We start from the raw sequence: 13537 nt of genomic DNA, 5'->3' as shown, positions 1-13537 counted from the left end.
TGAGTCTATTCGAAAAATAACCATCATGAAATACAAATTTCTTCTTTTGATGCTTTTGGCCGTTAGTCTTGCTCATGGCCAAATGCCAGCTCAACTTACCAATGCGGAAAAAGTGTATGGGCTTTCTAAATTCTGGCAGGAAGTCAATTACAATTTCGTTTACCTGGATAAGGTGGATAGAGAGGCCTGGGACGCTTACTATATTCAGTTGATCGATGAGGTTCAGCAAACTTCTAATGATTATGAATACTATCGTTTGCTGGAAAAATTCTGTGCACAACTGAAAGACGGGCATACAGATATTTATATGCCGGAGTCCATTAGAAAACAATTGACAGATACCGATTTTGGAAAATATAAGATCAAATTATCCAATATCGATGGGAAGGCGATTGTAACGGCTGTAAATAAGACCGGGAGCAGGGAAATTCCGGTTGGAAGCGAGATCTTGAAAGTAAATGGAATGGAGGTCCAGGAACATATCAAGGCTCATGTTAAGCCCTATATTTCTACCTCTGCGAATCATATCCTCGAAGACTGGGGCGTTTCCAAGATGCTTCATGGAGTGTTGGGCACCAGCCTGACCATCGAATATCGTATCCCGGGCAATGAGATTAGAAAACTTTCGCTAAAAAGAGAAAAGGCAATGGAAGAAGAAATGCTACCTAACTTGCCAAAACAGGAATTGCTTGAGTTTAAGTGGCTTGACAAGAATACGGCCTATCTTGCGCTGAATTCCTTTGGTTATGATAGCATTATCCCTATGTTCGAATCCAAACTTCCTGAACTAGCCAAAGCAAAAAGCCTGGTCATAGATCTTAGGAACAACACGGGCGGGAATACCAATATTGGCTTTGATATTCTAAAGCATTTTGTGAAAGATTCGGTTTTATATGGTTCCCAGTCTTACACCCGTAAGCATCTTGCCGCTTATAAGGCATGGGGCAGGTGGACGCAGGAATCTGATACCATCGGGAATCCGGGTGCGACTGAAACTTACCTTGCAGGGAAGGATCTTTTGATGCACGATTTTGAAAACCAGCCCTGGAAAATAGAGGAGCCTGGACAGGGTATTTTGATTCCCATCGTTGTTCTTCTTGGGCACAATACGGCATCAGCGGCAGAAGATTTTCTGATCTTTACCGAGAACCAGGATCATATCATCAAAATAGGAGAACCCAGTTTTGGTAGTACCGGCCAGCCATTCGTCTTTGAATTACCAAAAGGAGCAGCGGCCAGGATCTGTACAAAGAAGGATACTTATCCTGATGGCCGGGAATTTGTTGGATATGGAATCCAGCCAGATATATTGGTTAAAAAAACGGTAGATGATTTCATCAATAACCAGGATCCGGTACTGGAAGCATCCATCGATTATTTAAAAGAATTGAAACTCCAATGATCGATCAGATTTGGAAGATATATAATAGGAGGCCACATTAATTGTGGTCTCTTTTTTATTTAGATAATAGGATTAGAGTTCGTTTTCTGAAGTTAGGGTCTCCAAAGTGCTTTGGGAATAGGACTGGCGCGCCTGGTTCACATAGTACATTTTAAGGATCCTGTGGTTCTTTACTTCTACTTCCCCGCGATATTCACATTGGAACTGCTCTTTGATGAGTTCATATGTATTTTCTGAAACATTCACCTTTCCAATTTCAGAATGTGACTCCATCCTGGCTGCTATATTCACCGCGTCTCCCCAAATATCATAGGCGAACTTTTTAGTGCCTACGACACCTGCCACAACGGGCCCGGAGTTGATGCCGATCCTCACTTCAAAATCAGCATTCTTGAATAGCTTCTTCTCCTTGGTCTCATTTACGAAATCGAGCATCTCAAAAGCTGCCAGTATCATTCTGTGCGCATGATCTTCATGTGGGAAAGGCAGGCCGCTGGCTGCCATATAACTGTCGCCAATGGTTTTGATCTTTTCAATACCATATTTTTCCATGATCCCGTCGAAGTGAGAGAAATAATAATCTAAAGTCTTGATCAGTTTCTCCGGGGCCAAGTTCTCAGCTTTAAAGGTGAAGCGCTCAAAATCTGCAAAAAGTATGCTTACCGAATCGAATTTCTTCGCTTTTACCTTTCCATTGCGGGTTAGTTCACTGGCCGTATCCTCCGGCAAAATATTCAGGAGTAATCGTTCTGCTCGCTCCTTCTCTTTTTGAATGATGGAGCTGGTTCTTTTAATGAATTTATTCCTTCGGTAAAAACCAAAAAGGAACAGTCCCAGCATGACCGATATCGCGGCGATAAGTATGCTGATAAGTCTTTGGTTCTTACGCTGTTCTGAAAGCAGATCTACTTCTGCCTGCTTCTGCGAAATTTCATAATCGGCACGTAAACCTGAAATTTCCTGGGCCTTGGCCACATTTTTCACACTATCCCTGTATAGGATATGTTCCTTGTAGTGGTTATAGGATTCTGGAATTCGATTCTGTTTTTCGTAGATCGCAGCCAGTTTGTAATTGGCTTCACTTATCTCATCCTTGAAATCATATGTTTTGGCGATATCCAGGCTCATCAGTGCGAATTCCAGGGCCAGGGAATCCCGGCCGGCCTCCAGGTTCATATTAGAAAGGGTGTTCAGGTAAATAGGTAAATAATGGAATTGCTCATATTTCTCAGCCATCTGTATGGCTTCCCTAAGCTTATCTTCTGCCTCATCGTTCCGGCCTTCCAGGGCGTCCAACATCCCAAGGTTACCGGTAACGATCGCTATAAAGAATTCCTGATCCAGCTCCCGGAAGATCTTTTCAGATTCTTCGAAATAAGTATAGGCCTTTTCCAGCTTTCCGGAGTTCATATATTCATCTCCGGCGTTCGTCAAAGCAAATGCAAGATTCAGGCTGTCATCATCTTCCCGAAAGAAATCAATGGCATCCTCGTAATATTCTACAGCTCGTGAATGATAATCGGTATAGGAAAATACATCCCCAATGGTGATCTTAAGCATACCCTGGTTGGTTTTTGATTTTGCGTAGTCACCGGCCTGGAAATAATATTCCAGCGCTCTGCTGTAATCTCCCGGATCCAGGTAGGAATTGCCCTTCTGAAATAATCCATAAAAGATATAACTCGTGCAATCCTTAAGTTTAGCCGTTTCGATCAGTTCATCTGAATATTTTCTCAATTCATTGATCTCATTGGTATTGCTTAGGATCTCATTTAACACCTTCAGTTTTTCCAAATAGCTCAATTTCCTGTTCTCATAGATATTGATGAGGCTATCCGCCGCCCCTGGATCCTGTGCCATTAGACCCAGGCCAAAGGCCAGGAAAACAGGAATAATAATGATATCCCTGAACCGTGATAGAATAGGTATGCTATTCAGAAAAAACATATTTATAAATGAATGCTGTTACTTGATCCTGATCTTCGGATCTATATGATAAGTACCACCGCGTCTTTCGCCGTTGTGCATCACCTTAAAGGAGATCTTGTATTTCTCTTCTTCACCTTCCCTGCCTTCTGAAACGACACCTATCACCACACCGGGATTATCCTGGGTGTCCCTTAATGTATTCCTGCTGAATACACGGGCTCCACCTTCGTGGTTAATGGCTTCTACCATAACCAGGTCTTCTTCAGAATAGGTGGAATTGCCCCTCCAAACCACGGTATCTCCCAGGCTGGCGTAGATAGTGTAATCAATATTGCTGATCTCCGCTGGTTGCCCGAAATTGCTCACTTCGTTTACATTGTCGTTGTTGATCTCGCTGGTGTCCACATTCAGTGTTATGACATGTGTTTCCTGTGAATGGGTTTCAGTAGCTGGAAAAAATAGAGTTAAAAATAAGAATACTGGGAAAAGAGACATTGTTCTCATAATTGAATTTTTGGTTTATAATTAGCAAAGATGGAAAGCTTACCTGTTTCGCCAGAGATAAGAGATGGGGGCATTTTGGACCATTTTAGCGGAAAGCACTACTAATGGACCGTTCTAAGATAGTGAATTAATTTAAACACCTGATAATTAGTTCGTTATTTATATACAGAGAATAAAGAGGAGACAGCGCAAAGTTTAATTTGGTTTGTGACTTTCTTGGATGGATTTTTACTTTTGCACTTTTAATGTATCTCATTTATTGAGCAACCTTCTAAAATTAATTTTTGACCGGACTAATTAAATTTTTCAAATCGAACCGAAAAGAAGTAGGTTTTGGCTGGATGTTAACTTTCCTTTCCAGTTTTGGGCAAACATTCCTGATATCGATCTATGTCCCAGAGATCCTGAACGCCTTTTCGATTTCGAACGGTCTTTTTGGAAGTATCTATGCCATCGCCACGGTTACTTCTTCGATCATCATGCTTACCGTTGGACACCTCGTAGATCATAAAGCTGTAAAAAAGATAACTGCATTAACGGTCGCCGGGCTGGCGCTTTCGTCCTTTCTACTGGGTATTTCACATTTGAGCATAGCCATCCTTATAGTCGCTTTAATAGGTCTAAGGTTAACCGGGCAGGGATTGATGAGCCATATTAGCCTTACGGTCATGTCCCGGCATTATGAGCTGGACCGTGGAAAGGCCCTTAGCATCGCTTCACTGGGTTATGCCATTGGGGAAGCCGTTTTTCCTATTTGTATATCATCACTGATCCTCTGGTATGATTACGAAGTGGCTGCACTGGCCAGTGCTGCATTCCTGGTGGTTTACCTGGTAAGATTGTATTTTTCAGACCTGTCGCATTTTGATGCCGATTTGGAACAGGTGGATAAACCATCAGCCTTATCCTTGTTGAAGGACTACCGGGAATTACTGAAGACCAAAGCCTTCTTTATCCTGATGCCGGTTAGTTTTGCACTGAGTTTTACCATAACTGCGGTCTTCTTTTATCAATATGTGGTTGTGGAAGATAAAGGCTGGTCAGTTTCCTTATATGCCAGCTTCTTTACAGTTTATGCCATAGTCAGGGTGATCTTCTCGATCTATGGAGGGGTGCTGGTTGATAAATATTCGGGGAAACAGATTTTCAGGTTATACCTGGTACCCTTTACCATAGGTCTGCTTCCGTTTGCATATTTTGACAGCATCTTTGGCGCGCTTGCTTTTTTGATCCTTGCCGGAATGAGCACAGGAATGGCGGGCACCGTAAAATCTGCAGTCCTGGCTGAAGTCTTTGGAACAGCAAAACTGGGAACCATCAGAAGTGTTTTTACTATGTTTATGGTATTGAGTACCGCTCTTGGCCCACTTCTTTTCGGAACTTTAATGGATGCCGGAATAAGTTTTCAGTACATTCTTTTCGGCAATGCGATAGTACTATTACTTGTGATCTTAAATGCGCAAAGAATTAAAGGGTTAGGAGTTATTTCTTAATTTGATTTACAATGATATTCTCTCCATAGCTTCAAACTTTAGCCCGGTCAAATGCTAAAGCTTTGTTAAGCTAGTAATTAAGCGGCTTTCTGTACGTCTAAACTTTTGTAAAAAATATTAAACAATTGATTATGAGTAAAGAAACGTACAAGATTGGATTAGAACCAGTGGAACTTGAAAATGCTAACGATGAGCAGCGGGAAATTCTGGAGCAGGCTAAAAAAGCTAACGGGATGATTCCCAATATGTATAAGAATATGGTGAATCTTCCTGGCCTTCAGAAAACCTACGACACAGGTTATCATTCTTTCAGGAAGGAGAGTGGTTTTACTCCCCCAGAGCAGGAAGTCGTATTTCTAACTTTAAGTATAGATAATTCCTGTGGTTATTGTACGGCTGCACATAGTTTCATCGCAGATGAAATGTCTAAAACTCCAGAAGAGGTTACTAATGCCATAAGAGAAGGGAAAAGCATTCCCGATGAAAAAATGGCGGCTCTTTCAGAATTTACAAAAGTAATGAACCAGAAGAGAGGTAATCCTAATCACGAGGATGTACAGAAGTTCCTTGATGCAGGATATTCAGAAAAGCATATTCTGGGAATCATTCTTGCCCAGGCGGTGAAGACGATTAGTAATTACTCCAATCATGTTTTTCATACCGAGGTAGACGAAGCTTTTAGCCACCGTAAACTCGAGCATGTCTAAATCATATATAAATCAGGGTTTCTACCTGATTTCTACCTAAAATTATTATTCAAACCAATTGATTTCTCAGGCTAATGGGTGTGGTCTACATTTGATTATGTTCCATTAAAAAGAGGAAATAATTTAATTCATAAATATAAAATGATACTATTAAGCGATTATAGTCTGAATGATCTCCATTTGGATAACAGGATGGTGTTGGCTCCACTTACCAGGGCCAGAGCCTACGATAATATTCCTAACGACCTGATGGTCGAATATTACACCCAAAGAAGCGGTGCTGGTCTTATTATAAGTGAAGGAACTGCTCCTTCTCCGAATGGTTTAGGTTATGCCAGGATCCCAGGTATTTATTCAGAAAAACAAATCGAAGGCTGGAAAAAAATCACCAGGGCAGTACATGAAAAAGGTTCAAAGATTTTTCTGCAAATCATGCATACCGGAAGGGTTTCTCATGCTTTGAATATGGAAAAAGGAACAAGAATCCTGGCACCTTCTGCAGTTGCCCTTGATGGTGAAATGTATACCGACCAGGAAGGACCGAAACCCTATCCTGTTCCGGAAGTGATGGATGTGGAGGATATTAAGCAGGCTCAGGAGGAATTTCTACAGGCAGCCAGGAATGCGATAAAAGCAGGCTTTGATGGAGTGGAAATTCACTCGGCTAATGGCTACCTGGCAGATCAATTCCTAAATACTGCTACCAATAAACGAACCAACGAATATGGTGGCACTATTGAAAAAAGATCAAGATTCACTCTGGAGCTTGCAGAAATGATCTCAAAAGAGATTGGCAAAGAACGTACGGGAATTCGTCTTTCACCCTATAGTACCTTTAACGGAACCGAGGTATTTGATGAAATGGAAGACCAGTTTCTATATCTTACAAGGAAGCTAGATAATTTAGGCCTGTCATATATTCACCTGGTTAATAATACAAGTTTGGGATCCCCGGCATTTGAGTCTGATTTGCCAGAAAAGATCAGGGAGGCTTTTAACGGCACTTTGATTCTTAATGGAGGATACGATAAGGAAAAAGCAGAAGCAGATTTGAACGAGAATAAAGCAAATCTCATTTCGTTTGGTCGTACTTTTATAGCTAATCCAGATCTTCCATACCGATTTGAGAATGATCTAGGACTTAATGATCCAGATTATGATACCTTTTATACGCCGGGAGAAAAGGGCTATATAGATTATCCTTTCGCCAGAAAGGAAGAAGTTTTAAACTAAGTTGATCATAAACTTTAAATAAAAAGCCGACTCATCACAGTCGGCTTTTTTATTTGTATCTACTGGACGCGATAAGCCTTTGTTGTCCTTGGTTCTACCGTATCGTTATTGTGATCGTTGTATTTAAGGAACTTAGCCTTTAACCGCTGAATGGTTTCCTTAAACTCGGGTTGTTTGATCAAATTCCTTTCCTGCCCCAGGTCTTTAGAAAGATCATAAAGTTCTGTCGCTTCATTATTCCTATCTACCATTAGTACCAGATCACCTTCTCTAATCGCCCCGTCCCTGGCAAAACCAGCCTGGTACAACACGAATTCATGCAGCGGTTCATCTTCAGGCTGCTTTCCGGTAAGTATCGGCATCAGGGAAGAACTATCTTTGGCCTGGTCTTCCTGCATGTTTTGCCTGGTCAATTTGTACATGGTGGCCACCCAGTCGTGTCCCATGATGGTTTGATCTGAAATAGTCCCTGGTTTAATGATCGATCCTTCTTTGGTTCCATCTCCCCATCTTGCGATGAAGGGAACACGATGACCTCCTTCATAGATCGAAGCCTTGTAATCTCTAAACGGGCCATTGTTATCATGTCCTGGATCACCATAGTGAGTTATCCTTGGCCATAAAGCACCATTGTCGCTGGTAAAGATGATAAGGGTATTTTCAAGTATTCCCTCTTCCTTTAGCTTATCCATGATCTTACCAACCTGAAGGTCTAATTCATATAAAACGTCTGAGGTCATCGCTCCGGTTTTTCCATAGACCTGTTCGTCTATGGTTTCAGGATCCCCGTCAAAATCAAATGGAGGAGAATGCGGAACATGTATTGCCTGTGATGAATAATACAATAAAAATGGCTTTTCTTTTTCATTTTCGGCTACATGCTTATCGATAAAATTTACCGCTGCTGTTGATAATATGATCCCGGCCTGGCTGGAATCATAATCCTCATCGCCTCTTGCCGGAACTCTATCTGCTTCCACGATCTCTGAAAGGCCGTTGCCGCTTACCTTATAAAAGCCGTTTGTCAGCAGCCTGGTACTTTCGTTAGTTGCCGGGTTTTTAGGATCTACTGGTTTGTATTTCCCATTTTCGAAATAAGCGTAGGGTTCGTGCTGAATTCCGCTAAGCAAACCCAGCCAGTAATCAAAACCATGCTCGTTCAGGGCATCTTCCACACCGCGGCTATAATCCATGGCATTGATCTTATTTTTCTGCGTGATCACATTTCCGAGGGTGTCATAGACAGTTCCTCCCAGGTGCATCTTCCCAAAAAAAGCTGTTTTATATCCAGCATTTTGCATGATCTCTCCCACGGTGATATGTCTTCCTGCTTTGGTTCGGTTTCCGTTGGCACTAAATCCTGAACTGTTGTTTATATCCCAGGAGCCTCCGGGTCGTCCATTCCTATAAGGATAACTTCCTGTTAGCAAGCTGAAGCGGGAAGGAGCACAAAGAGCTGCAGGGGAATGAGCATCGGTAAACCTCATACCCGACCTTGCCAGGCTGTCAATATTGGGAGTAGGCACTTTTCCGCCATAAACACCCAGGTCGGCATAACCTACATCATCAGCCAGGATAAAGACCACATTCGGCAATTTTCGATCCTGTGCGAAAAAAGTGGAGCCGGTCAAAAGAAGAATAAGTAAAGTGATACAGCTGTAATTCCTGCAAAACAACGAAGTGTTCATGATCTAACATTTAGATCATTAAAATTATCATTTTTAATACTACATGCCGGGCTATTAAAGAAAAATCCAGTCAGTTGTACCGGATTTTTCAAATTACGGGGATCAGTTGCTATGAACCTGGTCTTACCTCAAAAGTAATAGGAAGGTTATAGGTTACCTTGACCGGTTTATTACGCTGATATCCTGGGATCATATCGGAGATCAACTGAATCACTCTCATAGCTTCTTTTTCAAGGTCTTCATGTGGGCCTCTGGTCCTTATATTAGTTACTTTTCCCATATGATCTATAGTAAACACCACGAACACCCGGTTGATTCCCTTCAAGCCAAGATCTGCTCCCAGGTTAGTGTTGAAATTATCCTTGACGATCTCCTGGATTTTGTTTGACAAGCATTGTTTTCTGGACGCATTGTCTTCATAGACTTCACAACCCGGATAAACTGGTACATTAGCGATCAAAACGAATGGGACCTCTTCAATGCTTTCTTCCATTTTTTCTTCCTTGATGGCTTCAACCTTTATGACCTTGGTCATGGCTTCATCGAGACTTGTTTCAGTAGATTCCATGATGGTTTCTTCTACTTCCAGTTCATCTTCGATCACCTCGATGATCTCAGGAACAACCGGGGGAGGAGGGGGAGGTAATTCCTGCATTTTCATCTCGGTGACAGGAGGTGTTTCGGTATCGATCATATTGATGTTCAACTCCTGTTCTCCAAGAACTGCTGAACTGTCTGACGACCATTGGATGCCGATATAGGTGATCCCTAAACTGATGATCAAACCTACCTGGAAAAATATCATTCGATAATTGTTAAGATCGGCTTTTGGATACTTCTTGGCTTTCATGATCCTGAAATTTATGAGCATATGCCCTACTACACTAATAAAGTTACGTGCTTTACATAGATCGTAATATGACGGAAGTCATGGATGAAAGGGATTGGTCAGGAAGTTTGTAAAACAAAAAAACCGACTGATAAGAGTCGGTTTGCAAATCGTGTTTAGTATTCTTTTTAATCCTGGCAATTAAAGAAAATGTGTTCATATTCAATATTATCCCCAGATAATTTTTCATTGATATCTGCGCGACTTAGACTTCCGTTAAACACCATTTCTTCATCCACCTCGTAGACTCCTTCCCATTCGAGCAGCCTAAGAGTATAGTCGATGTATTTTTCATCCTCTTCATAATCCAGGATGATAGGCAGATCCACGCAAACAGGATCGGCATAATATTCTCCGTTCTCCTCACCGTTAGTGCTAATGATATCGCGATATACTGAAACGCCTTCCACCGAAATATCCAGTTCATACCTGGCCGGATAATGCCGTCCACTATCGGAACAATAATTGGCAAAAAAGCAAAAATTCCGAATTAAAGTTGGTTGGATATCAAAGAACTGGTAACCGAATTCATTCACATCCCTGTCATCGAAACACAAGACGGGTACATCGGGAAATGGCTTACTACCTGCGACAAGATTGATGCTCATAGGCATCGGTGCAGCAGACATTCTACCCATAGGACTGTCGAACCTTGGAGCAAGGCACATCAAAGTGCCGTCTTCAGTGAAGACTGCGCAATGATCGAGGTAATAATCCCCTGCCGGAAGTGCCATTTCTGGAACATACCTGGTGAACATCTGGTTAGGTGCAAGATCTATCCGAAATGGAGCATCAGAGGTTCCAACCACCTCCCTGCCAGCCTGCATCATAATAATCTCAATATAATAGGGTGTTGCGGGAATACAGATCGGAAAGTCTTCAATTTGTTGCCTACTGGAATTATTTTCTGATAGTCCCAGGATATCGATATTGAGAGAAAGATTGACTAGTTCTTCATCTTCGGCGAAAAGTATAGTTTCCTTTTCATCGCTGCAGCTAAAACACAGTAATCCGAAAATGAAAACCACAACTGATAGTTGAAAATTTTTCATTGCGTTAGTTATAAAAAAAGATTGGTTATTTCTGAAAAACTAGTAGATGCCGGGGGAACTAAAAAGCCTAAGAGTTTAGCCTAAAAGTAGCATTAAATTAGTGGAAAGAATTTAAGGGAAAACCCTAGTTTTTGAATCAGGATGATATGAAAAACAAAAAAGCCGACTCGTAAAAGTCGGCTTTCTCTTGCTGTGCGGGCGAAAGGAGTGAAACCCTCTAATTTACTATAAAAATTTTATCCTTGATTTTATTGATGAAAAATGCTTAATCCGTCTTTACCATACCGTAATGATTAATAAAATAGAGTTTTAAAATATATCGGTGAGATTCGATAAGGTTTTATAAAATTCGACTTTGGTTGTCTAAATGTTGTCTAATTGTTTATATTTGAATGTTCAAATATTTTTTTATGGCAACTATTAAATTTCTACTTCAAGGGAATACCGATCCCAGGCAGATCTATCTAAGATTATCCCTATCCAGAGGTAATACCCCTAAACGAAAAACGGGCCTCTCCATTTCTTCTGATAATTGGAGCAAGAAAACAGGGTTGCCGAAGACGAACACGGCCGGTAATAAGAAACTAAAAAAGGATTTAAATAAATTAAAAGAGTTTGTTTTAGAACAATATGACAAAGATTATCCGGACGGGGTTATTATTGATTCTAAATGGTTAAAAAAAAAGATAAACGAAAAGTTTAAACAGTCGGATGAAGAAGAGAAAAATTTAAACATTGTGACGGCCTATATTGATGAATTTTTAACCATTGCAAAATTCAAGACGAATTCTAAAGGAGGGGTAGGATTAAGTAAAAGCCGGATCAATGATTATAAATCCTTAAAAAGAATAATAACTGAATACGAGATTTATACAGGTGAAAACTTACTGATAAAAAACATCAATATTCCATTTAAAAATAAATTTATGAAATGGATGATAGAAATCAGAGGTTATTCTAAAGGTTACACTGGCCGAATGCTCGGGAATTTAAAAACAATTTGTAGGGATGCTGAAATAAATGATGTTGAGGTTCATAAACAGTTAATTAAGGTTTCTGGTTTTAAAGTTAAGAATGAGTACGTTATTTATTTAACTCCCCAGGAACTGAAAAAGATAAAGAATAAAACATTCAATCACTCCTATCTTGAGAATGCAAAAAAATGGTTGCTGTTAGGTTGTGGTATTGGTCAAAGAGGCAATGATATTTTAAATATCACTGATAAAAATTTTGTTGTAAGAAATGGTTTAAAGGTAATTGAACTTGAACAACAGAAAACAGGCAAAAACGTTACTATTCCCGTTTTACCGGAAGTTGAAGATATTATAAAAGATGGCTTACCTCACAAAATTTCACTTCAAAGGTTCAATGATTATATTAAAGAGGTATGTAAAATTGCTGAAATAAATGAGGTTGTAACAGGACAAAAAATAGATCCTGACACTAAAAGGAAAAAAGTCGATGAATATAAAAAGTGGGAGTTAGTTACAAGTCATATCTGTAGAAGAAGTTTTGCAACTAATCAATATGGAATTTTACCTACTCCACTAATTATGCAAATAACAGCTCATTCTACTGAAAAACAATTCTATGGCTACATTGGTAAAAATTCCTTCGATTATGCTCAGCAAATAGCTGATTTCTATGCCAAACAGCAACATTTAAAAGATCCTAAAATGAATGTTGTACATAACGAAAAAAAGGCTGCTAATTCTTAATCTTACTCGAATGAAAGAAAGTAATATTCAATTATATCATGAATGCATTGAACCTAGATTTGAATTAATAGTTGAAGAAAAGGACAAGAATGGATTGCCTAATTCAATATACTGGAAAGAGAATTTGAAAAATTTCAAAAAGTATTTCAAATATGATACGGATTCGTATTTCGAAAATTTGGATTATAGTCCGCATGATTTCTTTTGGACTGTAAATAATATTGCAGCAAAGATTTTCAAATTACATTATTACGTCTTTGTTTTTCAGAGAAATAAGGAAGAATACTTAATTACGCCTATTGGTAATAAGCATCAGGAGGTTATCGATAAGTTAGATTCTTTATCAAGGTTACACATGGATATAAGGAATATTGAAGATCTAAATCTGGCAAATAAAATTAAAGTATTCTTCATTAAATGGATTCATGAGCTGCAGGAATTTATTAAGGCCGAATTATTTATTCAAATTGATAAAGGACCTTTATTCTCAAAATTTCAGGATATAATACAGAAGTTCAAAAATGCAATAGACATACATGATATTTCTATAAAGGCGGAGTTAGGTAGATTAAATAAAAACAATATTTTAGAAGAAAAGCCAATTGATTTAAGTGATAGTTCGAGGAATGAGAAAATAATTTGTTTGCATGAATTAGGGTTAATTGATGCAATAAGGAATAAATCTCCTTTTGGTATATCAACAAATCAATTAGCAAGTATCATAAGTCTTATAACCGGGGTTAAAAGTGGAACCATTCAATCATATATTAATCCTATTGTAAATCCATCTGTTATTCAGAAAAACAATCCATTAAAAAATGAAAATGAGGTTAAGAAATTACGAATGAAATTAAATAAATTAGGGATTGAAACGAATTCAACTGAATAAAGAAGATACTTTTTAGGGAAAACCTAGAAAAAA

The 13537-nt window shown here is 39.5% G+C and carries 11 protein-coding genes; 6 read left to right on the top strand and 5 right to left on the bottom strand.

What is annotated here, in order from left to right:
• The first annotated feature begins 25 nt into the window (after positions 1-25).
• Positions 26-1402 carry a S41 family peptidase gene (locus MKO06_RS02785; RefSeq protein WP_241550817.1) on the top strand — a complete coding sequence of 459 codons (1377 nt, stop codon included), beginning with the start codon at positions 26-28 and terminating at the stop codon, positions 1400-1402.
• 72 nt (positions 1403-1474) lie between these two features.
• Here the strand turns inward: MKO06_RS02785 and MKO06_RS02780 are convergent, their stop codons facing one another.
• Positions 1475-3349, bottom strand: coding sequence for an adenylate/guanylate cyclase domain-containing protein (locus MKO06_RS02780; RefSeq protein WP_241550816.1), 1875 nt, complete (start codon positions 3347-3349; stop codon positions 1475-1477).
• An 18-nt stretch (positions 3350-3367) separates the two neighbouring features.
• A complete protein-coding gene (locus MKO06_RS02775; RefSeq protein ID WP_241550815.1) occupies positions 3368-3835 on the bottom strand; it encodes a hypothetical protein in 468 nt (155 codons plus the stop codon).
• Between the two features lie 284 nt (positions 3836-4119).
• Between MKO06_RS02775 and MKO06_RS02770 the strand changes: the two genes are divergently transcribed.
• The 3 genes from MKO06_RS02770 (at position 4120) to MKO06_RS02760 (ending at position 7268) form a co-directional block, all read left to right on the top strand.
• Positions 4120-5328: an MFS transporter gene (locus tag MKO06_RS02770; RefSeq protein WP_241550814.1), complete on the top strand. Its 1209-nt coding sequence runs from the start codon at positions 4120-4122 to the stop codon at positions 5326-5328.
• Between the two features lie 131 nt (positions 5329-5459).
• Positions 5460-6035, top strand: a complete 576-nt coding sequence (locus MKO06_RS02765; protein WP_241550813.1) for a carboxymuconolactone decarboxylase family protein — start codon at positions 5460-5462, stop codon at positions 6033-6035.
• 141 nt (positions 6036-6176) lie between these two features.
• Positions 6177-7268, top strand: a complete 1092-nt coding sequence (locus MKO06_RS02760) for an alkene reductase (RefSeq protein ID WP_241550812.1) — start codon at positions 6177-6179, stop codon at positions 7266-7268.
• 59 nt (positions 7269-7327) lie between these two features.
• Here the strand turns inward: MKO06_RS02760 and MKO06_RS02755 are convergent, their stop codons facing one another.
• The 3 genes from MKO06_RS02755 to MKO06_RS02745 form a co-directional block, all read right to left on the bottom strand.
• The gene (locus tag MKO06_RS02755) at positions 7328-8956 is read right to left on the bottom strand and encodes a sulfatase-like hydrolase/transferase (protein ID WP_241550811.1); all 1629 of its coding nucleotides are present in this window, start codon (positions 8954-8956) and stop codon (positions 7328-7330) included.
• 109 nt (positions 8957-9065) lie between these two features.
• Positions 9066-9806 carry an energy transducer TonB gene (locus MKO06_RS02750; RefSeq protein WP_241550810.1) on the bottom strand — a complete coding sequence of 247 codons (741 nt, stop codon included), beginning with the start codon at positions 9804-9806 and terminating at the stop codon, positions 9066-9068.
• A gap of 167 nt (positions 9807-9973) precedes the next feature.
• Positions 9974-10897, bottom strand: coding sequence for a hypothetical protein (locus MKO06_RS02745; RefSeq protein WP_241550809.1), 924 nt, complete (start codon positions 10895-10897; stop codon positions 9974-9976).
• A 410-nt stretch (positions 10898-11307) separates the two neighbouring features.
• Between MKO06_RS02745 and MKO06_RS02740 the strand changes: the two genes are divergently transcribed.
• Positions 11308-12615: a site-specific integrase gene (locus tag MKO06_RS02740; RefSeq protein WP_241550808.1), complete on the top strand. Its 1308-nt coding sequence runs from the start codon at positions 11308-11310 to the stop codon at positions 12613-12615.
• A gap of 10 nt (positions 12616-12625) precedes the next feature.
• Positions 12626-13504 carry a hypothetical protein gene (locus MKO06_RS02735; RefSeq protein WP_241550807.1) on the top strand — a complete coding sequence of 293 codons (879 nt, stop codon included), beginning with the start codon at positions 12626-12628 and terminating at the stop codon, positions 13502-13504.
• The last annotated feature ends 33 nt before the right edge of the window (positions 13505-13537 follow it).

Source organism: Christiangramia oceanisediminis, assembly GCF_022570735.2.
GTDB lineage: Bacteria > Bacteroidota > Bacteroidia > Flavobacteriales > Flavobacteriaceae > Christiangramia > Christiangramia oceanisediminis.
Note: the sequence above shows the minus strand (reverse complement) of the source record. Positions and strands in the feature narration are given on the sequence as shown.